At 71.1% G+C, this 20,019-nt stretch carries 18 protein-coding genes; 1 reads left to right on the forward strand and 17 read right to left on the reverse strand.

Annotated features, from left to right (window positions below; translation table 11 throughout):
* Window positions 1–5: 5 nt before the first annotated feature.
* The 9 genes from LV75_RS31450 to LV75_RS31490 all read right to left on the reverse strand — a co-directional run bounded on the left by LV75_RS31450 (window position 6) and on the right by LV75_RS31490 (window position 10,634).
* Window positions 6–245 carry an RNA-binding protein gene (locus LV75_RS31450; protein WP_092776549.1) on the reverse strand — a complete coding sequence of 80 codons (240 nt, stop codon included), beginning with the start codon at window positions 243–245 and terminating at the stop codon, window positions 6–8.
* Window positions 242–679 carry a 30S ribosomal protein S16 gene (gene rpsP / locus LV75_RS31455; protein ID WP_253890990.1) on the reverse strand — a complete coding sequence of 146 codons (438 nt, stop codon included), beginning with the start codon at window positions 677–679 and terminating at the stop codon, window positions 242–244. Before rpsP ends, LV75_RS31450 begins: the two co-directional genes overlap by 4 nt.
* Window positions 680–853: 174 nt before the next feature.
* Window positions 854–1,603, reverse strand: a complete 750-nt coding sequence (locus LV75_RS31460; RefSeq protein ID WP_253890991.1) for a LamB/YcsF family protein — start codon at window positions 1,601–1,603, stop codon at window positions 854–856.
* Window positions 1,600–2,376, reverse strand: a complete 777-nt coding sequence (locus tag LV75_RS31465; protein ID WP_253890992.1) for a CPBP family intramembrane glutamic endopeptidase — start codon at window positions 2,374–2,376, stop codon at window positions 1,600–1,602. Before LV75_RS31465 ends, LV75_RS31460 begins: the two co-directional genes overlap by 4 nt.
* Before the next feature lie 77 nt (window positions 2,377–2,453).
* Entirely contained in the window at window positions 2,454–3,527 is a 1,074-nt protein-coding gene (locus LV75_RS31470; RefSeq protein ID WP_253890993.1) for an amidohydrolase family protein, read from the reverse strand.
* Window positions 3,524–5,050 carry a signal recognition particle protein gene (ffh, locus tag LV75_RS31475; RefSeq protein WP_253890994.1) on the reverse strand — a complete coding sequence of 509 codons (1,527 nt, stop codon included), beginning with the start codon at window positions 5,048–5,050 and terminating at the stop codon, window positions 3,524–3,526. Before ffh ends, LV75_RS31470 begins: the two co-directional genes overlap by 4 nt.
* Window positions 5,051–6,546: 1,496 nt before the next feature.
* Window positions 6,547–8,913, reverse strand: coding sequence for a [protein-PII] uridylyltransferase (locus tag LV75_RS31480; RefSeq protein WP_253890995.1), 2,367 nt, complete (start codon window positions 8,911–8,913; stop codon window positions 6,547–6,549).
* Window positions 8,914–8,916: 3 nt separating this feature from the next.
* The gene (locus LV75_RS31485; RefSeq protein WP_253890996.1) at window positions 8,917–9,255 is read right to left on the reverse strand and encodes a P-II family nitrogen regulator; all 339 of its coding nucleotides are present in this window, start codon (window positions 9,253–9,255) and stop codon (window positions 8,917–8,919) included.
* 5 nt (window positions 9,256–9,260) lie between these two features.
* Window positions 9,261–10,634 carry an ammonium transporter gene (locus tag LV75_RS31490; RefSeq protein ID WP_308211078.1) on the reverse strand — a complete coding sequence of 458 codons (1,374 nt, stop codon included), beginning with the start codon at window positions 10,632–10,634 and terminating at the stop codon, window positions 9,261–9,263.
* Window positions 10,635–10,806: 172 nt separating this feature from the next.
* Between LV75_RS31490 and LV75_RS31495 the strand changes: the two genes are divergently transcribed.
* Window positions 10,807–11,469 carry a (2Fe-2S)-binding protein gene (locus LV75_RS31495; RefSeq protein ID WP_253890997.1) on the forward strand — a complete coding sequence of 221 codons (663 nt, stop codon included), beginning with the start codon at window positions 10,807–10,809 and terminating at the stop codon, window positions 11,467–11,469.
* On the opposite strand, the gene LV75_RS31500 is transcribed toward LV75_RS31495, so the two are convergent.
* The 8 genes from LV75_RS31500 to ftsY all read right to left on the reverse strand — a co-directional run bounded on the left by LV75_RS31500 (window position 11,427) and on the right by ftsY (window position 20,006).
* Entirely contained in the window at window positions 11,427–12,467 is a 1,041-nt protein-coding gene (locus LV75_RS31500; RefSeq protein WP_253890998.1) for a DUF6986 family protein, read from the reverse strand. The genes LV75_RS31495 and LV75_RS31500 overlap by 43 nt on opposite strands.
* 76 nt (window positions 12,468–12,543) lie before the next feature.
* Window positions 12,544–13,200: a response regulator gene (locus tag LV75_RS31505; protein ID WP_253890999.1), complete on the reverse strand. Its 657-nt coding sequence runs from the start codon at window positions 13,198–13,200 to the stop codon at window positions 12,544–12,546.
* Window positions 13,197–13,841 carry an ATP-binding protein gene (locus tag LV75_RS31510; protein ID WP_253891000.1) on the reverse strand — a complete coding sequence of 215 codons (645 nt, stop codon included), beginning with the start codon at window positions 13,839–13,841 and terminating at the stop codon, window positions 13,197–13,199. Before LV75_RS31510 ends, LV75_RS31505 begins: the two co-directional genes overlap by 4 nt.
* A gap of 143 nt (window positions 13,842–13,984) precedes the next feature.
* Window positions 13,985–14,593, reverse strand: a complete 609-nt coding sequence (locus tag LV75_RS31515) for a class F sortase (RefSeq protein WP_253891001.1) — start codon at window positions 14,591–14,593, stop codon at window positions 13,985–13,987.
* Window positions 14,590–15,390 carry a DUF4397 domain-containing protein gene (locus LV75_RS31520; RefSeq protein WP_253891002.1) on the reverse strand — a complete coding sequence of 267 codons (801 nt, stop codon included), beginning with the start codon at window positions 15,388–15,390 and terminating at the stop codon, window positions 14,590–14,592. Before LV75_RS31520 ends, LV75_RS31515 begins: the two co-directional genes overlap by 4 nt.
* A gap of 14 nt (window positions 15,391–15,404) precedes the next feature.
* Window positions 15,405–17,690 carry a glycosyltransferase family 2 protein gene (locus LV75_RS31525; protein WP_253891003.1) on the reverse strand — a complete coding sequence of 762 codons (2,286 nt, stop codon included), beginning with the start codon at window positions 17,688–17,690 and terminating at the stop codon, window positions 15,405–15,407.
* A gap of 118 nt (window positions 17,691–17,808) precedes the next feature.
* Complete coding sequence (locus LV75_RS31530; RefSeq protein ID WP_253891004.1) at window positions 17,809–18,486, reverse strand: helix-turn-helix transcriptional regulator; 678 nt, start codon at window positions 18,484–18,486, stop codon at window positions 17,809–17,811.
* An 80-nt stretch (window positions 18,487–18,566) separates the two neighbouring features.
* Window positions 18,567–20,006, reverse strand: a complete 1,440-nt coding sequence (gene ftsY / locus LV75_RS31535) for a signal recognition particle-docking protein FtsY (RefSeq protein WP_253891005.1) — start codon at window positions 20,004–20,006, stop codon at window positions 18,567–18,569.
* Window positions 20,007–20,019 lie beyond the last annotated feature (13 nt).

A 20,019-nucleotide genomic window follows, 5' to 3' on the forward strand; every position in this document is an offset into this window, starting at 1 on the left:
CCCGATCAGTGGTCGGTGTCGACCACGTCCACCCGGATACCGCGACCGCCGACCCCGGCCATCACGGTCCGCAGCGCGGTCGCGGTGCGGCCGCCCCGGCCGATCACCTTGCCGAGGTCCTCCGGGTTGACGTGCACCTCGAGGGTGCGGCCGCGCCGGGTGGTGACGAGTTCGACCTGCACGTCATCGGGGTTGTCCACGATGCCGCGCACGAGGTGTTCGAGGGCGTCCGCGAGGGCACTCACTCGGCCGTGGCCTCCGCCTCGGCGGGGGTGTCCTCGACCTTGCGCGGCGCGGACTTCTTCTTCGGGGTCGTCGCCTCGGTGCCGGGCTCGTCGCCAGCGGCCTTGAGCGCGGCCTCGAACAGCTCCTGCTTGCTCACCTTGGGCTCCTTGACCCGCAGCGTGCCCTCGGTGCCCGGCAGGCCCTTGAACTTCTGCCAGTCACCGGTGATCTCGAACAGGTGCTTCACCGGGTCGGTCGGCGTGGCGCCGACACCCAGCCAGTACTGCGCCCGCTCGGAGTCGACCTCGATGAGGCTCGGCTCCTCCTTGGGGCTGTAGCGACCGATCGTCTCGATCGCCTTGCCGTCGCGGCGGGTGCGGGCGTCGGCGACGATGATGCGGTAGTACGGCGCGCGGATCTTTCCGAGGCGCTGCAGCTTGATCTTGACAGCCACGGGTAGGGGTGCTCCTCAAAGCTCTCGACATGCGGTGCCGGGCGCGGCGGTCCCGTGTGGGGTCGGGACCGCGCCCGAAGGTTTCGGGTGTCACGGCACGGTGAGAGGGTCCGGCCACGACGGACAGCCGCCAATTCTGCCAGACGCGGTCCCGGGAGGAGAACTCGCGGGGGTCTATGCCGCGAACGGGGTGAGGGTGACGCCCGCTTCTGCCAAGGCCGAGCGGACGGCGCGGGCGTGGTGGACGGCTCCCGGGGTGTCGCCGTGCAGGCACAACGACCGCGCGGGCAGGGCCAACACCGTGCCGTCGACAGCGACTATCTCCCCTGTTTGAGCGAGGCGGACGGCGCGCGCGACGACGGCAGCGGTATCGGTGAGCAACGCCTCAGGGCTTCCGCGCGGGACAAGGGTCCCTTCGGGGGTGTAGCCGCGGTCGGCGAAGGCTTCTTCGACGCCCGCTGAGCCCGCTGCGGCGAGCAGGCACGATCCCGGTAGGCCAAGGATGGGTAGATCACCGAATGCGCGAACCCCGTCCACGACTGCCTGGGCCTGAGCGTCGTGGTGCACGGTGGCGTTATAGAGCGCGCCGTGCGGTTTCACATAAGAGACCCGGGTACCAGCGGCTCTCGCGAAAGCCTCTAGCGCGCCGATCTGATAGAGGACCTCGTCGGCGAGCCTGGCGGGTTCGACGTCAATGAAGCGGCGGCCGAACCCGGCGAGGTCGCGATAGGACACCTGGGCGCCCACAGCCACTCCCCTGGCGGCCGCTGCGACGCAGACCGAGCGCATGGTGGGGGCGTCGCCCGCGTGGAAGCCGCAGGCGACGTTGGCCGAGGTGACGACGTTGAGGAGCGCGTCGTCGTCGCCGAGCCGCCAGACGCCGAAGCCCTCGCCGAGGTCGCTGTTGAGGTCGAGCGCGCTCATGAGTGCATCACGCCGAGGCTGATGAGCAGGACGGCGAGCGCGGGGGTGAAGTTGTTGACCTGGTGCGCCACGACGCTGGCGCCCAGCCGCCCGGTGTACAGCCGGGCGAGGCCGATCGGGATGCCGATGACCAGCAGCAGCGAGGTGCGCAGCGGTTCGAGGTGGCTGACCGCGAAGATGGCGGTGGTCAGCGCGAAGACCGCCCAGCGGCCCCACTGCAGCCGCTCGAGCGCGCCCCAGAGCAGACCGCGGTAGATGATCTCCTCGAGCAGCGGGCCGACCAGCCAGACGTAGAGGAACAGCGCGATCGCCGCGGCCACCGGCATGGTCTGGTTGTCCACCAGCCTGCCCAGCGAGGAGGTGGCGTCGTCCTCGCCGACGACCCTGGTCCAGATCGCCGCCGCCGCGGTGGTGCACACCAGGCCGATCAGGCCGAACTTCAGCCCCGCGCGCAGGTCCTCGCGGTTGTAGGAGAGCCTGAGGTCGATCTTGGGGCCGTTGCCGCGCACCCAGGTGACGACCAGGGTGGCGAGGGTGGCCAGCGCGGTGGGGACCATGGTGCCGACCAGGATCACCGCAACCGAGTCCGTGGAGTCCGGCCCGGCGAGGCCGATCACCGCGTTGATGACCACGGCGGACATGACGAAGATGGCGAATACGAGCAGGAACGCGCCGAATCCCCATTTGTGGTCGCGCGCGGGCGCGGTAGCGGGCACAGGTGGGACTTCCGCCGCGGGCGCGGCGGTTGGCTCACCGGGCGGAGGTGGTGCCATCGCGCTTTCCCCCGTCATCCGTCCGATTCCTGCGGTGCGCAGAGACTAACCGGGGTGGTCCGGGCCGCCCGGCCGGATCACCCGACGATCCTGCCTCTCAGAATGATCCTCTTCGGGCCGCGCAGCACTTCCAGATCCTTGCGCGGGTCGTCGTCGAAGGCGAGCACGTCGGCCGCGGACCCCTCTTCCAGAGCAGACCACCCCAGCCACGCGCGGGCGCCCCACGAACCCGCCGCGATGGCGTTCTCGGTGGACATGCCAGCCCGGTGAAGGGCGATGATCTCGTCGACGATGCGTCCGTGGGCGATGCCGCCGCCCGCGTCCGTGCCCGCGTAGACAGGCACACCGGCCTCGATTGCCTCGGCGACCATAGAGCCCGCGCGAGCGTGTAGGTCGACCATGTGGCTGGCGTAGGCGGGGTACTTAGTCGCCTTTGCCGCGATTCCGGGGAAGTTCTCGATGTTGATGAGGGTGGGTACAAGAGCCGTGCCCCGCCGGGCCATTTCGGCTATGACGTCGGTCGAGAGACCGGTGCCGTGCTCAATGCAGTCGATGCCCGCGTTGATCAGGCCAGGTAGGGCTTCCTCGCCGAAAACGTGCGCGGTGACCCGGGCACCGGCGGCGTGGGCAACGGCGATCGCTTCCGCCAGCACCTCATCTGGCCACAGCGGGGCGAGGTCACCTCGGTCGCGGTCGATCCAGTCACCGACGAGCTTCACCCAGCCGTCGCCATTGGCGGCCTGCTCGGCCACTGCGGCGGGCAGCTGCTCCGGGTCACCGACGTCGACGCCCAAGTGCGGGATGTAGCGCTTAGGGCGGGCGATATGCCTACCGGCGCGCACGATCCTCGGCAGGTCCAACCGCTCCTGCAAGGGCGTGGTGTCGGTAGGCGAACCGCAGTCGCGCAGTAGCAGCGCACCCGCGTCGCGGTCTGCCACGGCTTGCTCGGCGGCGGTGTCCAGGTCGACCGGCCCTTGGGGGCCGATGCCGATGTGGCAGTGGGCGTCGACGAAACCGGGGAGCAGGTAGCCCCCGTCGACGACCGTTTCCGCTCCCGGGACCGGCTTGGTGCGCACGCGACCGTTGACGATCCACAGGTCGCGTTCGTCGTCGCCGGGGAGCACGACCCCGCGCAGGTGCAGCGCGGTCACGGCTTCTTGGGGAACTTCAGCCGCGAGGGGTCGAAGCCAGGGGGGAGCCCGTCGAGGCCACCGAGGCCGGGCGGGAGCTGGTTGAGGCCGGGGGGCATGCCGGACAGGTCCGGGAAGCCGCCGGGCAGGGCCGCGCGCTTCTGCGGCGGCGTCGGCCCCTTGCCCTTCTTCCCCTTCTTGCCCTTCTGCTTGCGCTGGTTGGCCCGGGCGCCCGGCATGCCGAAGCGGCCCGCCATCTGCTGCATGACCTTCTTGGCCTCGAAGAACCGGTTGACCAGGTCGTTGACGTCGCGCACCTGCACGCCGGAGCCGTTGGCGATGCGCAGCCTGCGCGAGGCGTTGATCATCTTCGGGTCCTGGCGCTCGGCCGGGGTCATGCCGCGGATGATCGCCTGCAGCCGGTCGATGTGCTTCTCGTCGACCTGGGCCAGCGCGTCCTTCATCTGGCCCGCGCCGGGCAGCATGCCGAGCAGGTTGGCGATCGGGCCCATCTTGCGCACGGCGAGCATCTGCTCGAGGAAGTCCTCCAGGGTCAGCTCGCCGGTGCCGATCTTGGCGGCGGCCTTCTCGGCCTGCTCCTGGTCGAAGTGCTGCTCGGCCTGCTCGATGAGGGTGAGCACGTCGCCCATGCCCAGGATCCGCGAGGCCATCCGGTCCGGGTGGAAGGCGTCGAAGTCCTCGAGCTTCTCGCCGTTGGAGGCGAACATGATCGGGACGCCGGTGACCTCGCGGACCGAGAGCGCGGCACCACCGCGGGCGTCGCCGTCGAGCTTGGTCAGCACCACGCCGGTGAAGCCGACCCCGTCGCGGAAGGCCTCGGCCGTGGTGACCGCGTCCTGACCGATCATGGCGTCGACAACGAAGAGCACCTCGTCGGCGGCCACGGCGGCCTTGATGTCGGCCGCCTGCCGCATCAGCTCCTCGTCGACGCCGAGCCGACCCGCGGTGTCGACGACGACGATGTCGTGCTGGCTGCGGCGCGCCTCGTCGATGCCGCGGCGGGCGACGTCGACCGGGTCGCCGACGCCGTTGCCCGGCTCGGGCGCGAACACCGCGACCCCGGCGCGCTCGGCGACGACCTGCAGCTGGGTGACCGCGTTGGGGCGCTGCAGGTCGCAGGCCACCAGCAGCGGCGCGTGGCCCTGGGTCTTGAGGTGGCGCGCGAGCTTGCCAGCCAGCGTCGTCTTACCGGCACCCTGCAACCCGGCGAGCATGATCACCGTCGGCGGCGTCTTGGCCAGGTTCAGCCGCCGGGTCTCCCCGCCGAGGATGGCGACCAGCTCGTCGTTGACGATCTTGACGACCTGCTGGGCCGGGTTCAGCGCCGCGGAGACCTCCGCCCCCTTGGCCCGCTCCTTGACCTTGGCGATGAAGGCGCGCACCACGGGCAGCGCGACGTCGGCCTCCAGCAGCGCGATGCGGATCTCGCGCGCGGTGGTGTCGATGTCGGTTTCGCTCAGCCGCCCCTTGCCCCGCAGGTTCTGCAGGACCGAGGTGAGCCGGTCGGAGAGGGTGTCGAACACGGGTGCGGCACTCCAGCGTTGCGGGTCGGATCGGGTCCCTCGCCCGGTGGGGGCGGGGGAGGCTCTGGGGTCGAGGGTAGTCGGCCACGACGGGTGCGCGCCTGGACGTCTCGGTTCTGGCCAGTGGACGGGGTGTGGACGGGGTGCGGTCGGACGTGGGGTGGGGGTGCTGGCGTGCTGGGGGTGTGCGGCTGGGAGGGGTCGTGTGGGGTGTCGGTTGAGGGGTTTCGCGGTCGTGTGGGGTTTGGGGGATGGGGCTATTGGTGGTTGTTCACGTGGTTATTCATGTGGTTGTCCACAACGGGTTTGCTTGTCCACAGGGTGCTGGTCGCTGCTGCCGGGTTGTCGGGTGTTCTCGGTAGGCTGTATATCGGGGGCTCTTGGATTAGTTGATCTTTTGGGGGTGGTTGTGGCGGGTGGTTGTCCACAACGGGTTCGCTTGTCCACAGGGCGTTGTTCGCTGCTCCCGTTGTGTCGGTGTGCGGCGGTAGGCTGTGTATTTGGGGGCTTTCGATCAGGTTGATCTTGACGTAGGCCGTTGCTGGGAGTGCGGGGCAAGGGATTCGGGCCTCCGCCTTCGGCTCCGGGAGACGCCTCGTCGCCTGGCGGCAACATCGGCGGGAAACGCGACAATGCGACAAGCTCGATGGGGCGAACTTATTTTGCGCGGGGCCCCTACAACACCCGACGCAGAACCGCAAAGCAGGGGCCCAAAAGCAGGCCCTGCCGCGCGGAAACGCTACGGGTGTTGTCCCCCCACGCAAAACAAGTCCGCCCCATCGAGCACTTGGCACCAGCGACTCCGACTGTCCAGGTGCTGGGTTGGCAGGACAGACGAGGGCGGGCTGGGATGGCACCGCAAGGTCCGACTGTCCAGGCGCTGAGCAGGCGGGCTGGGCCGGACCTGACGGCGGCTGAGTTGGCACCGTCGGGTCCTAGTAGCCAGTGGCTGAGCAGGTGGTGGGGGCGGAACTGACGGGCACTGAGTTGGCGCCATCGGGTCCTAGTAGCCAGTGGCTGGGCAGGCGGGCTGGAGCGGACCTAACGGCAGCTGAGTTGACACCGGCGGTACCAGTGTCCGGGCGCTGAGCAGGCGGGCTGGGGCGGTCCTGACGGGGGCTGGGTTGGCGCCGCTGGGTCCGAGGGTCCAAGGGGCGGGTTGGCCGGGCTGGCTCGGTGGACTGGTTTGGGCACCGACGGTTCGAGTGTCCAGGGGGCGATCGGGTGGGTGGGGCCGGACCCGGCGCCGGGGTGGGGGTGGGGGTGGGGGTTCCTGCAGTGAATGGCGGGCCAAGCTGGAAAGGCGAAACCCCGGGAGTGGGGCCCGACCCCTCGGCGGGCCCCTCCCGGGGAGTTGTCGCGGCGAGGGAAGGGGGCGGGAGTGTCCTCCCCGACAGATCCCGGCCCGTGGTGCTCGGCGTGACGAGGGGAAGTCTTGTCGGGTGGGGGGTGGGGGCACAGTGTGAGGGCACTTGGGTGGGGGTGGGTAGGACTACTCAACCTCGGGCGGCGGCCAGGACCTGGTGGGTTATGCGGGCTCGCCAGTCGGGGATGGGGGGTGGGGTGAAGCCGAAGGCGTCGACGGCGGAGGGGCCGAGGGTGGTGGCTCGGGACCACTGGACGTTGACGCCCGCTGACTCCAGGGCTGTGGCGACGCTGTGGAGGAGGCCTATTCGGTTGGGGGCTCGGAGTTCGAGGACCACCGCGTGGGGGTCGGGGGCTTCGTGGTCGAACCAGAGGACTTTGGGCTCGGGAGCGTCGCTGGCGCGGGTGGCGTAGTCGCGTTCTTTGGCGGCCAGGTGGGTGGCCAGGGCCAGGGAGCCGGAGAGGGCCCGGGTGAACTGTTCGCGCAAGAGGGCGGGGTCGGGCAGGGAGCCGAAGCGGGGGGTCACCGCGAAGACGCCGACGGCGGTGGTGGCGTGGGTGGCGACGGTGGCGGCGTGGACTTCCAGGGAGTTGAGGGCCAGGACGCCCGCCGCGCGGGAGAGGACGCCGGGGCGGTCGGGGGTGGCGAGGGTGATGGTGGTGGCCGCGCGGCCCGGGGTGGGTTCGACGAGGACGTCGGGTTTGCCGGTGGTGGCCACGGATTCGGCGAGGGCGCGCTGGGCCGGGTCGAGGCCGACGGGTTCGGGGAGGGTGCCGCCCGCCATGGCGGTGCGGCAGTGGGCGACCAGGTCGTCGAGGAGGCGGGCCTTCCACTCGGTCCACACCCCCGGGCCGGTGGCCAGCGAGTCGGCCTCGGCGAGGGCGCGCAGCAGGTCCAGCAGGACCGGGTCGCCGCCGAGGGTGTCGACGACGCGGTGGATGGTGGTCTCGTCGTCGACGTCGCGGCGGGTGGCGGTGTGCGGCAGGAGCAGGTGGTGGCGGACCAGCGCGGCGAGGGTGTCCACATCGGCCTTCGGCAGCCCCAGCCGGTGACCGACCTGGGCGGCGAGGGCGGCGCCGACGACCGAGTGGTCCTGGTCGCGGCCCTTGCCGATGTCGTGCAGGAGCGCGCCGAGCAGGAGCAGGTCGGGGCGCGGCACCGAGGTGACCAGGCGGGCGGCGTTGATGGTGGTCTGCACCAGGTGCCGGTCGACGGTCCACACGTGGGCGGCGTCGCGCGGTGGCAGGTCGCGGACGGCGCCCCACTCGGGGAACAGGCGCGCCCACAGCCCGCCCCGGTCCATGGCCTCGACGACGTCGGCGAGCCCCTCCCCCGCACCCAGCAACGCCACCAAGTCCTGGCGGACCTCAGCGGGCCACGGCGCGCGCGGCTCCGGTGCCGATTCGGCGAGTCGCGCCAAGGCAGCGGGAGCGATGGGGTGACCGGTGCGCCCAGAGGCAGCGGCAACACGCAGCAGCAAGCCGGGGTCCTTACCGGGGTCGGCATCCCTGGCAAGCGCTACCTCGGTGCCGTGCAATACAACGCCTTCGTCCAAGGGGCGGCGGTCAGGCGCGCGGCGCAAGACACCCAGTACTCGCCGGGGTGGTGCAGAAGCGCCGGTAGAGCGAAGAGCAACGTCCAGTGCGTAAGCAATAGTGCGGCCTGCTCCAGATAGAGCTCTGGCAAGCGCGAAACGATCGACCAGCCCAAGCGCGGCGGCAACGTCATCGCCGTCTTGTGGTCGCAAGATGTCACGCGGGCGGCCCGCGATGCGGCGCAACTCCGTGCGGGTGTCTAGAAGCAGTGTGTGCGCCGCGTTGACCTCGGCGCCGGGGCGATCTATGAGCTGGGCCAGGGCGAGCGCGCGCAGGATGTCGAGATCCCGCAGACCACCGCGGCCGTGCTTCAGGTCCGGTTCGACCCAGTGCGCCACCTCGCCCGCGCGCACCCACCGCTTGCGCACCGACTCGATGAGCTCGCCGAGCCGCTTGCGCGCCCCCGCCCGCCACCGGTCCCTGGCCGCGGCGGCGAGCCGGGCGGTGACCTCCGCGTCGCCTGCCAGGTGCCGGGCGTCGAGCAGGCCGAGCGCGGTGCGCAGGTCCGCGGCGGCGACGTCGAGCGCCTCGCCGACGGTGCGGACCGAGTGGTCCAGGCCGACCCCGGAGTTCCACAGCGGGTACCACAGCCGCTCGGCGAGACCGTCCACCTTGGACCGCCCGTCGTGCACCAGGACCAGGTCGAGGTCAGCGTAGGGCACCAGCTCGCGCCTGCCGAGGCCGCCGACGGCGAGCAGGGCGACGCCCGCCCCGGCACCGATCCCGGCGTGCGCCGCGTGCGCGGTGAGCCAGAACTCGTGCAGGTCGGCGAGCGCCTCGCGCAGCGCGGCAGGCGTGAGCCGGTGCCCGGCCGCGGCGGACCTGGGCGCCGCGGCGGCTCGCAGGAGCCGGTCGCGGGCCAGGACCAGGTCCGCCGCCGTCGTCGGGGTGTCCCCGGACATCGGCTAGATCGCGTCCGTCCCGCGTTCGCCGGTGCGGACCCGGACCACGGTCTCCACCGGGGTGACCCAGACCTTCCCGTCGCCGATCTTGCCGGTGCGCGCGGCCTCGACGACCGCGTCGACGACCTTGTCGGCGGTGGCGTCGTCGGTGAGCACCTCGACGCGCACCTTGGGCACGAAGTCGACCGAGTACTCCGCGCCCCGGTAGACCTCGGTGTGGCCCTTCTGCCTGCCGTAGCCCTGCACCTCGCTGACCGTCATGCCCAGCACGCCGATCTGCTCGAGCGCCGCCTTGACCTCGTCGAGGGTGAACGGCTTGATGATCGCGGTGACCAGCTTCATGGTCCTCAGCCTTCCTTGCCCGCGCCTGCGGAGACCTTGCCCGCCAGCACCTCGGCGGTCCTCGAGAGCGAGGAGCCGCCGCCGCGCAGGCTGGAGAACTCGTAGCCGCTCTCGGCGTGCTCGGCCTCGTCGATCCCGGTGCGCTCGGCCTCGGCGGAGACCCGGAAGCCGATGGTCTTCTGGATCAGGAAGCCGATCACCAGGGTGAGCGCGAACGAGTAGCCGAGCACCGCGATCGCGGCGATGGCCTGCTTGCCCAGCAGATCCAGGCCGCCACCGTAGAGCAGACCGTCCTTGCCCGCCGGGTTCACCGAGGTGGTGGCGAACAGACCGATCATCAGGGTGCCGACGAGCCCACCGACCAGGTGAACGCCGACCACGTCGAGTGAGTCGTCGAAGCCGAAGCGGTACTTGAGGCTGACCGCCAGGGCGCACAGCACCCCCGCGACGAGCCCGATCGCCAACGCGCCGAGCGGGCTGACGAACCCGCAGGCCGGGGTGATCGCGACCAGACCGGCCACCGCGCCGGAGGCCGCGCCGAGGGTGGTGGGCTTGCCGTCGCGGAACTGCTCGACCAGCAGCCAGCCGATGACCGCGGCCGCGGTGGCGGCGGTGGTCGTGATGAACGCGACGCCTGCGAGGTCGCTCGCGCCGAGCGCGGAGCCCGCGTTGAAGCCGTACCAGCCGAACCAGAGCAGCCCGGCGCCGAGGATGACGAACGGGAGGTTGTGCGGCCGCATCGGTTCGCGCGGCCAGCCCTTGCGCTTGCCCAGCACGATCGCCAGGGCGAGGCCCGCGGCGCCCGCGTTGATGTGCACGGCGGTGCCGCCCGCGAAGTCGAGCGCGCCGAGCTTGGTGGCGATCCAGCCGCCGACGAAGTCGACCCCGGTGGCGCCGTCGAAGTTGAACACCCAGTGCGCGACCGGGAAGTAGACGAGGGTGACCCACACCGCGATGAACAGCGTCCACGCCCAGAACTTGGCCCGGTCGGCGATGGCACCGGAGATGAGCGCGGCGGTGATGACGGCGAACATCAGCTGGAACACGACGAAGACCAGGTGCGGGATCTGGTGGCCGTCGGCCCACGGGATGGCGGGGTCGGTCGGCGCGGTGCCTACGAGGGAGCCGACGACGCCTTTAAGGCCCGCGAAGTCGAAGCCGCCGAGCAGACCGCCACCGAGGTCGTTGCCGAAGGCGAGGCTGTAGCCGTAGAGCACCCACAGCACCGTCACCACGGCCAGCGCGATAAAGCTCATCATCAGCATGTTGAGCACGCTCTTCGCCCGCACCATGCCGCCGTAGAAGAAGGCGAGGCCGGGTGTCATGAGCATGACCAGTGCCGCGCTCACCAGCACCCAGGCCGTATCTCCTGCGTTCACATCGTCCTCCCGTGAACTGTTGATTGCCGGGAAGCATCGGGGTGCGCTGTTTCGCGGGACCGCGCCGTTCGTTTCCGGCCGGTGAACTCCGCACTCAGCGGTGTTACGGCCAGGTTTCACTCACGAGTAGTGAGCGGTCGACTACGGAAGCGTGTCTGTAACCTGGCCGTCGATGAGCGGGGTACCGGAGGTGTACGCGGCGATCGCCGCGCGGCTGCCCTATCACGTGGGCGCGGCGGCGGTAGGCCTGTCGCCGGTGCCCGGGTCCAGGGGGTCGGACGCGGACTGGGTGGCCGAGCAGATCACCGCGGCGGGGCGGATGTACCGGTTCCGCGACCGGCGGGTGCTGGGCGTGTTGTGGTGGTACTCGGCGAGCATGATGGTGCCCGCGCCGACGGTCGAATCACTTGTGGTGACTGGGATGGCGTTGGACCCCGCCGCCGTCACCCTGTACTTGCACCCTGACGGGCGAATCTTGGCGGCCACTTCGGACTCGTTGTGCTCGGCGCCCGGGGCGGCGTTGCGCGGAGTTTTCGAATCAGTGATCTCGGCTGTCGCGGCGGTGACCGGCGCCAAGGCCCGGACGTTGTGGGCGGTGGCGGCGGATTCGCTGGCGAACCGGGTGCTGTGGTCGGGCGGGACACCGGAGTTGGCGCTGTCTCTGGCTGCGGACATGCCGGAGTTGCCGACACCGCGGTTCGTTAACGTCAACGGCCGCGATTACGTGCGGCGAGGGTCTTGCTGCTTGATCTACGAAGCGACCGGCGGACCTAAGTGCGTCTCTTGTCCCCGTCAGCTGCCCGAGGAGAGGTTGGCCAGGCTCTCCGCGCTGTGAGTTTCCAGCCGGTGGGTGAACACGGCGGCGTACCGGGCGACAAGCTGGGCGGGGTGGATGTCCACGCCTTGTGGGAAGCCGAGCGCTAGCGACCGTCGAACCTGCTGATAGTGCCTGCGCCACCCCTCGGCGACGGCATCCTCTGTCGGCAGCAGAGTCGTCGGGCTGTCGCAGAGGCGGACACCGCTGCCAGCCGCGCCTACCAGGATCAGATGTCGGGCGAAGTCACATGCCGGGTGGTCGGCGCTAGCGTCGGTAAGACCGCAGGTGGCGGCGTAAGTGTCCGCACCGAACACGAGCCCGGACACGCGCCCTTCACCGGCTGCGATTAGAGCCGGTACCGCGGCGCCCCCCACGTGATCGACGACAGCGCGGGCAGTGTCAACGCCGATCTCGAATCGCAGGGCTCCATCGGGCAGGCCGAGCCGCCGTTCAAGGACCTCCAAGAGGCCAACCATGACGCTGACCTGTTCGGTCCAGGTGACCTCAGGCAGGGTCAGGGTGACCGGGCGGCCTAGAGAGGTGACGGCAAGGTCGAGCGACCGGACCGCACGGCGGAAGGAGTCGGCCGTGGCGAACGAGCGGACCCGGATGCCGGACTCGGGTAGGCACCAACGGGCCAAGAGTTCGGCGGCGCGGGCAGCGTCAGCATCGCCGGTGTCGTGTTCACGGTGGCTGAGGTCGATCCGCACGTCCTCTACCGGGTCGGTGGCGAGCTTGCCGCACACCCGCTCGTACACGGTCGTCGCGAGAGCTGGGGGTAGGCCGACGATCCCGGCCAGCGCGGCGGGGTCCGGGGCGTACTGCGCGAGAGCGGCGGCGGCGAGCGCACCCCAGCGGGCGGGCATGTCGTCGGTGGCGTCCTCCACCGGGACCAGGCAGGTGTGCACCGGTTGGCGGACGGCGGCTCGACTGTCCACGGGGGACGGCTCCGGCGCGGTCTCGGCCAGGGTGGCGACGAGGCCGGCGATCAGGGCACCGTCGAGGGTCGTCCGCATGTGTCCATAGTGACCCCGGCGGGCCGATTCAGACAGTTGGATCACCGGCGCCGGGTCCCCCGCGCGGGTTGGTCGGTCAGGTCCCGGTGGCCCGGTGGGGTGGGTCGACCAAGAGGCGGTGGCGGACGGCGAAGGAGGCCGCCTCCAGGCGCGAGTGGACCCCGAGCTTGGTCAGCAGTGCCTGGATGTGGGTGCGCACGGTGGTCGAGGAGATGCCCATTCGGCGTTGCATCGCGACGGTGCTGGCGCCCTCGACGAGCAGGGCGAGGCACTGCCGTTCGCGCGGGGTGAGGTGCGCGGCGAGGCGGCGGGCGTCGCCGAGGTCCGGTGAGCGGGGTCGGTCGCCCCGGCTGGGCAGCTCCACCACGACCTCGCCGTCCATAGCGCGCCGGAGGGCCTGGGTGAGGGAGCTGACGCTGCCGGTCTTGTGCAGGTAGCCGACCGCCCCGGCGTCGAGCGCGCGGGCGGCCGTGTCGGGGTTCTCGTCCGCGGTGAGCATGAGGATCTTGGTGCGCGCGCTCGCCCTGGTCAGCTCCTCGAGCGCGAGGAGGCCGTCGCCGTCGCCGAGGCCGCGGTCGAGCAGGCACAGGTCGGGGTTCAGGCCGCGCAGCGCGGTGACCGCGCCGGAGACGGTCGCCGTCACCGCGCGCACGGTGAAGCCGTGTTGGGTGAGCACGGTGCTCAGCGCGTCGGCGAAGACGGTGTGGTCGTCGCACAACACCAGGTCGGTCATGTCGCCTCCGGGGTGCCTTCGGTGGGCTCAACGACGCCGAAGGCCACCCGGATGCGCGTACCCGCCGGTAGTTCGCGGGTGATCCGGGTGACGCCGCCCACCGACCGGACCAGACCGTCCACAATGCCCAGCCCGCGACCGGACCGACCGGGTGGACCGGCGCCGAAGCCGGGGCCGGTGTCGACGACCTCGACCACCAGCGGGTCGGTACCGGTGATCTCGACCAGGACCTGACCGCCCGCCCGCACCGCGTTGGCGACCAGGTTGGCCACCACCCGCCACAGCACGGCGGGGTCGAGCGCCGCGGTGACCGGCTCGCCGGGCGCCAACCGCACCGGGGCGCCCGCCTCGGCGGCGACCGCGACGACCTGGCCGAGCAGGGCCCGCACGTCGACCGGGGCGGTGACCGGGGTGCCGTGCACCAGGTCGACGAGCCGGGCGACCTGGGCCGCCATCAGTTCGACCCGGGTCCTGGTCGACGCGGCCAACTCGGGCGCGGCCAGGACGGCGGTGGTGAGCAGGTCGAGGGTGGCCAGTTCGTGGCCGAGGTCGTGCAGGACGTCCTGGGTCGCCCCGAGCGGGTGCACCCCGTCGGTGCTGCGCCGCCCGGCGCCCACCCTGCGGTCGTTCGGCCAGTCCATCCGGCACCCCCTGCGGAGAGTCCACTTGCGAGATCGGTGCGCGGGGCACGCGCGTTTCGCGGTATTCGTCGCGAACGGCGTAGCGGTTCACCCGAATGTCGGACTTGTTATCCCCACAATGGCGGACGCAGCGTGATCTCGGCTCACCCGAGGGTGAGAACGGCCTCGACGATGATGTTGTCCCGGTAGCTGCGGACCGCGCGGTCGAAGGCCCCGCCGCAGGTCACCAGCCGCAGTTCGGGGCCGGGCGCGGGGGCGTAGACCAGGTCGGTCGGGAACGCGGTCTTGGGCGCGCGGGTGGTGGCCGCGACGGCGAAGGTGACCCGGGTGCCGTCGGCGCGGTCGACCTCGACGCGGTCACCGGGGCGCAGGTCGACCAGCCGGTAGAACACGCCGGGGCCCGCGTGGGAGTCGACGTGCCCGGCGAGCAGGGCGGGGCCGACCGCGCCCGGCACGGGTCCGGCGGTGAACCAGCCCGCGACGTCGGCCGCGGTGGGTGGGATGAGCGCGCCCGCGGCGTCGGTGCCGATGTCGATCAGCGGGGTGTCGACGTCGATGGCCGGGATGCGCAGTCGGACGGGTTTGGGGTCGGCGACCGCGGCCACCGGCGCCGTTGTCCCCACCGACCAGGTCGGGACGCTGGGCGCGCTCGCGGGGCTAGCGGCGCCCGGATGTTCTGCCGCGCCGGTGACGGCGAGGCAGAACAAGACGGCGACCGCGCCCAACGCACCGACCGCGACCCTGAGGATCATCCGCGACGACGGACGAGCATGGTGAAGAGTGCGCCAGCGGCCCCAGCTACGGCCAGCAGCCCCAAGGTGATGACCAGAGCAGGGCTGGTGCCGCCCTCTCCGGTCTCAACCCCGCCAGTTGGCACTACCTCGGCACCCTTGGCATCGGCCTTCACCTCTGCGGTGAGCGCGCCGTTCTTCTCGAGGACGAGGACGGTGTAGACGCCGCCTGGGTCGAAGGACACCGGGAGGTCCGTGGGGGTGGCGTCCTTGGGGACTACCTGAAGGACGCTCGCGCCTGCCGGGATCAGGCTGTAGGTGGTCGCTTGGCCGAAGATGGCCCGCTCGATGACAGGCACGCCTGCCCGGTCGATGTTGAGCTCGCCGGTCTTCGGGGCCGCGTTGACGACGCGCACCCGCGCCTGTCCCTGAGGCGGGAGCGAGATGTCGTCGTCGAGGACCTTAAGCGCGAGCGCGGAGAAGTTGCCGAGCCCGGCCACGGTGTACGCGCGGCCGTCGGTGGCCTGCAGGGTCGCGGAGATGACCGGCGGGGTCTTGGGGTCAGCACCCGCTGGGCGCATGGCGATCGTGTAGGTGCCCGGCTCGACGCGTTGGTAGCCGGAGACAGCGCCATAGGCGACACCGTTGAGCTTCACCGACCAGTCAGGTCTGGCGAAGTTGGTGACCGTGACATCGACGGCGGGTGTGTCTGGTGACAGGTGGGCCAGCCGGAGGTAGGTACCCGTGGCGGCGTGCGCGGGCGAAACGCCTACCGCGGTGAGGATCGCCGCGACGAGCAGGATCAGGGTCGAGCGCATCGGTGGTCCTTAGGTCAGTTCGGGACGGGGTTGCCGGAGAGGCGCCATGAAAGGGCGAATCCGCGGTCGGTGAGGCGGGCGTCGTCGGGGGCGTAAGGCGGTAATTGGGCTGAGAGCCAGGCTTGGAGTTCCTTGACGATGGCCGGGTCGGTCACGGGTCGTCCGTCCACGGCAGACAGCACTACCGTGCGCAGCGGCAGTTCCGAGTCGGCCTCCGGCCCGGGGTTCGCCACTTCCGCCACGGTGATGGTGTGCTGCGCGCTGATCTCGGCGAGCACGGCCATGACGCGGAAGTCGACCCGGCCGGTGCGGAACGCGGCGCGAACCGACTCGGGCGCGGTGATCCTCGTGTTGGCGCCGAGGTCGACCCCGGCGACGGTCCGGTTGCCGTCGCCGACGAAGCCCGCTCCCCCGGCGGTCAGGCTGATGGTGATGCCCGGGAAGGTCGCCACCGGGAGCCCGTTGCCGTTGGCCGAGAGCGGGGCGGGCCCGTCGCGGCGGACCCGCCCGTCCGCGTCGGCGAGGTCCCGGGAGAGATCGGCCCACAGCAACGGTGGCGCCGAGAGGTCCATGCTGTCGGTCGCTGCCGTGGCGAACCACTCGGCGGCGGCGCGGTGGGCCACGGCGGGGTGGCCCGGCGGGATCGTGTTGATGTTCAACGCCACGACCGCGATCGCCGCCAGTGCGGCCACAGCGATCCCCGGGCGCCGCACATCTTGCGGAAGCCGGTCTACGACGACGGCTATAGCGACCATCGCCACCACCAACAGCCCTGGGACGGCGAGAGCGATGGGGTTGGGCAACGCTGTCAGCACTACCGCCCCGGCGGCGATGATGACCACGGGGACCGGCTTGACGTCGCGGCGCGTGATGGCTGCGACGAGTGCGAGAGCGCCAACGCCCACCCAAGCAGCGGCGAAGCCGCCGGGTTCGACCGTGGCGAACAACGGGGCCGTGGCGCAGCAGCCAAGGAGCACAGCTGTGAGCAAGAGGGGCTGGAGCCGAAGCAACGCAGCAGTGAGCAGAACGCACAGGGCCAGCACGGCGGAGGCGGCTACGGCTGCTTCGCGGGCGCTGAACAAGACACTGTCGTACCGGTCGAAGGAACCACTGACTCCGCCGTAGAGGACAACCTGGAAGTTGGTGGCCCAAAGGTCGAAGCTGACCGGGATGCCCGGCAGGCCCGCCACGCGCGCATAGGCCGCATCGACGAGCGAGGGTTCGAGGGATGTGACGGGCAACCGCACGGCCATGAAGTGCACGCGGAACACGAACACAACAGCTGAGGCGACAGCGAGGACCCAGCCCGCTACCGCCGCAGATCTACGCGGGACCAAGGCGCTAAGCACAAGAACCGCGTCGAGGAAGCGAACGAATGGCAGCAAGAGGGCAACGGGGAGATACCGCGCCTCCCGCTGGCGTATCGCCACGACGACCGTGAGTAAGACATCGGGCAAGAGCACACCGAGGAGCAATGCCGGGACAGTGATCAAGCCCGTGATCGCCAACACCGGCAGAGCTAAGAACACGACCGAGGCGAGGATGGTCTCCACAGCGAACGCGGGGACACCCTTAGGAAAGCGATTGCGCCCCGCCGCCCGCCAGAACCCTTGCGCCCAGAGACGGACTTGGGCGCTATAGGTGCGCAAGCTGTCCGGCGCGGGGACGTCGACAAGAGCACCCCGCACGACCAGAACCCGGCCAAGACGACGCCTATAGATCTGCTGCGAGAGATCCAAGTTGAAATCGAGGGTGGCGAACACGCTCGACCTGAGCAGGGGCGCCGGACTGGGGATGAGCCGGGCAGCGTCTGTACGTGGACGTGTTCGAGCGACCGTCAGCAGCCATTGGGTCAACGCGAGCGCACGAGCCCGATAGGCGTTCAGCACCCGCGCCAATGGAGTCCTGCGGGCGCCTGCCCAGTCCAAGAGGGCGTACCCGGCGACGGCAGCCACATCGGGGTCCTCGAACAACGGCAAGGTCCGGCTGAGGTAGTGCGGATGCGGCCGGTGTTCCGAGTCGAGCAGCAGCACATAGTCGTACCGCTCGACCGGAACACGGGCGGCATCTACGTAGGTGTCCGCCACATAGATGTCCGCGCCGCTGACCAGCCGCTCCGCCGCCGCGATCGCTGGTCCTTCTCCCCCATGGACAAAGACAGCGACCGACGTGTGCAGCCGCTCGGCCGACTCCAGCGGCGGCGACCCGTGTTCGCGGTCACGCCGGAGGAACCCGAAGACGGTGCCAACGGTGAACCCGACGCCCACCACCAGTACCGCCACCACCCATGCCGGGATCACCTCGGCACCGGTCCGCCGTCGCCCACCGCTTCACCCCCACGCCGCCTCCGACGGAAGCAACCGCAGCGACCGTAGGATCCGACGGAGCAAACCGGCTCACCCCGCTGGATGAGGCGACCTACGACGTCTGGACGGGATCCTTCGGGCGGGGCAGCAGACCAGCGGCCCGGGCAGCGCTAACAGCCTGCAATCGGCTGTGCACACCAAGTTTGGCGTAGACGCTGTGGGTGTGCGTTCGGACGGTGTTTGTGGACAGTCCTAACTGCTCGGCGATCTCCGGGCCGTGCATCCCGTCCACCATGCACACGAGGACCTCGCGCTCGCGGCCCGACAGCGCGTCCAGCGGTCCGTCGGTCGAGCGCGTGACGTCCTCCCGCAGCCCGCGCAGCACGGTCCCGAGCAGCCGCGGCGGGAACCAGGCGTCACCGCGCGCCACGCCGCGCAGCACCTCGACCACGTGGGCCATCCCGGACGCCTTGGAGATCCACGCGTCCGCGCCGAGGCGGGCCGCGGCCAGCGCCCGCTCCGGGTCCTTGCTGCCGGTCAGCGCGACCAGCCTGGCCTCGGGGGCGGCCGCGCGCAGCGTCGCGAACAGCTCCGGCGTCGGCACCCGGGCGCTCTCCGGCTCGACGGTGATGACCGCAGGCCGCTCCTGGGCCAGCCGGATCGGCAGCCGCGGGTCGTCGCTGGGGCAGCGGCCCGCCACCCACAGGTCGGTGAACGCGGCCAGCCTGCTGGTCAGCGCCTCGGTGAGCAGGGTGTGGTCGTCGACGAGCCACAGCTTGATGGGGTCCACGGCCGGACACGGTGCAGCAGTCGGGCCGCCGTGTCCTCATCCAGATGGAGGAGACTCACCCGTTCGTGTGGTCCACCGGCTCAGTCGAGCAGGGCGTCGACGAACGCGCGCGGGTCGAACGGCGCGAGGTCGTCGGCCCCCTCACCGAGGCCGACCAGCTTCACCGGGACGCCGAGCTCGCGCTGCACCTGGAAGACGATGCCGCCCTTGGCGGTGCCGTCGAGCTTGGTCAGCACGATGCCGGTGACGGCGACGACCTCGCCGAACACCCTGGCCTGGGTGAGCCCGTTCTGACCGGTGGTGGCGTCGAGGACGAGGAGGACCTCGTCCACCTCGGCCTGCTTCTCCACCACCCGCTTGACCTTGCCCAGCTCGTCCATCAGGCCGGTCTTGGTGTGCAGCCTGCCCGCGGTGTCGACCAGGACGGTGTCGACGGCGCTCTCCTTGCCGAGCTTCACCGCGTCGAACGCGACGGCGGCCGGGTCGGCCCCCTCCTTGCCCCGGACCACCTGGGCACCCACGCGGTCGGCCCACGTCTGGAGCTGGTCGGCGGCGGCGGCGCGGAACGTGTCGGCAGCGCCAAGAACGACGGTGCGACCGTCGGCGACGAGGACCCGGGCGAGCTTGCCGGTCGTGGTGGTCTTGCCGGTGCCGTTGACGCCAACGACCAGGATGACGGCGGGCTGCTGGGCATCCCCGTCGCCGTGCGGCAACGCGCGCACCGCGCGGTCCATGTCGGGTCGCAGCGCGTCCACCAAGACCTCGCGCAGGAGCGTGCGGGCCTGCTCGGGGGTGCGCACCCCCCGGGAGACGAGTTCGGCGCGGAGCCGGTCGACGATCTCCTGGGTGGTGGTGGCGCCGAGGTCGGCGAGCAGCAGGGTGTCCTCGACCTCGGTCCAGGAGTCCTCGTCCAGGTCGCCCGCGCCGAGCAGGCCGAGCAGGCCCTGGCCGAGGGTGGAGCGGCTGCGGGCGAGCCTGCCGCGCAGGCGTTCCAACCGGCCGGAGGTCGGCGCGATCTCCTCGACGGGTTCCGCGGGCGCCGGGGCGACCTCGGGCTCGACGACCTCCGGGACGACCGGCGCCGGGATGGCGGGCTCGGCGGCGGGCAGCTCCGGCTCGGTGCTACCCGGCTCGGTGCTACCCGGCGCAGTGCTACCCGGCGCAGCGGAGTCGCGGGTGTCGGGCTCGGCGGGGGCAGGCGTCGCGGTGTCGGGCAGGGTGATGTCGACGATCGGCCGCTTGGGTGAGTCGCGGGGCACCGACGCGTCGTCGCCGACGCCGGGCTGGCCGTCCACCTCGGTGCGCTCGCCAGCCGGGTGCGGCGGTGCCGCGGCGCCGCCCTTGGCGAGGCTGATCCCGCCGCCCGCCTGGTAGCCGCCGCCCTTGGGGCGCTCGGTGACCTGCGGCTTGCGCTGCTCCAGGCTGATCCGCCTGCGCTTGGCGAGCACCACCCCGGAGACCAGGGCGGCGACCAGCACCACCAGCGCGACGACGAGGACGACGATCAGGGTGTTCGACACCGGGCCATCCTCG

Origin of the sequence: Actinokineospora diospyrosa (genome assembly GCF_024171925.1) — a bacterium.
In the GTDB taxonomy this organism is placed as follows: Bacteria; Actinomycetota; Actinomycetes; order Mycobacteriales; family Pseudonocardiaceae; genus Actinokineospora; species Actinokineospora diospyrosa.

What these genes read in the sequence shown, in the direction of transcription:
- LV75_RS31460 (WP_253890991.1), bottom strand. Translation starts at nt 1,603, where the DNA reads ATGAGCGCGCTCGACCTCAACAGCGACCTCGGCGAGGGCTTCGGCGTC.
- LV75_RS31465 (WP_253890992.1), bottom strand. Translation starts at nt 2,376, where the DNA reads ATGGCACCACCTCCGCCCGGTGAGCCAACCGCCGCGCCCGCGGCGGAA.
- LV75_RS31480 (WP_253890995.1), bottom strand. Translation starts at nt 8,913, where the DNA reads ATGTCCGGGGACACCCCGACGACGGCGGCGGACCTGGTCCTGGCCCGC.
- LV75_RS31485 (WP_253890996.1), bottom strand. Translation starts at nt 9,255, where the DNA reads ATGAAGCTGGTCACCGCGATCATCAAGCCGTTCACCCTCGACGAGGTC.
- LV75_RS31495 (WP_253890997.1), top strand. Translation starts at nt 10,807, where the DNA reads ATGAGCGGGGTACCGGAGGTGTACGCGGCGATCGCCGCGCGGCTGCCC.
- LV75_RS31500 (WP_253890998.1), bottom strand. Translation starts at nt 12,467, where the DNA reads ATGCGGACGACCCTCGACGGTGCCCTGATCGCCGGCCTCGTCGCCACC.
- LV75_RS31505 (WP_253890999.1), bottom strand. Translation starts at nt 13,200, where the DNA reads ATGACCGACCTGGTGTTGTGCGACGACCACACCGTCTTCGCCGACGCG.
- LV75_RS31510 (WP_253891000.1), bottom strand. Translation starts at nt 13,841, where the DNA reads ATGGACTGGCCGAACGACCGCAGGGTGGGCGCCGGGCGGCGCAGCACC.
- LV75_RS31515 (WP_253891001.1), bottom strand. Translation starts at nt 14,593, where the DNA reads ATGATCCTCAGGGTCGCGGTCGGTGCGTTGGGCGCGGTCGCCGTCTTG.
- LV75_RS31520 (WP_253891002.1), bottom strand. Translation starts at nt 15,390, where the DNA reads ATGCGCTCGACCCTGATCCTGCTCGTCGCGGCGATCCTCACCGCGGTA.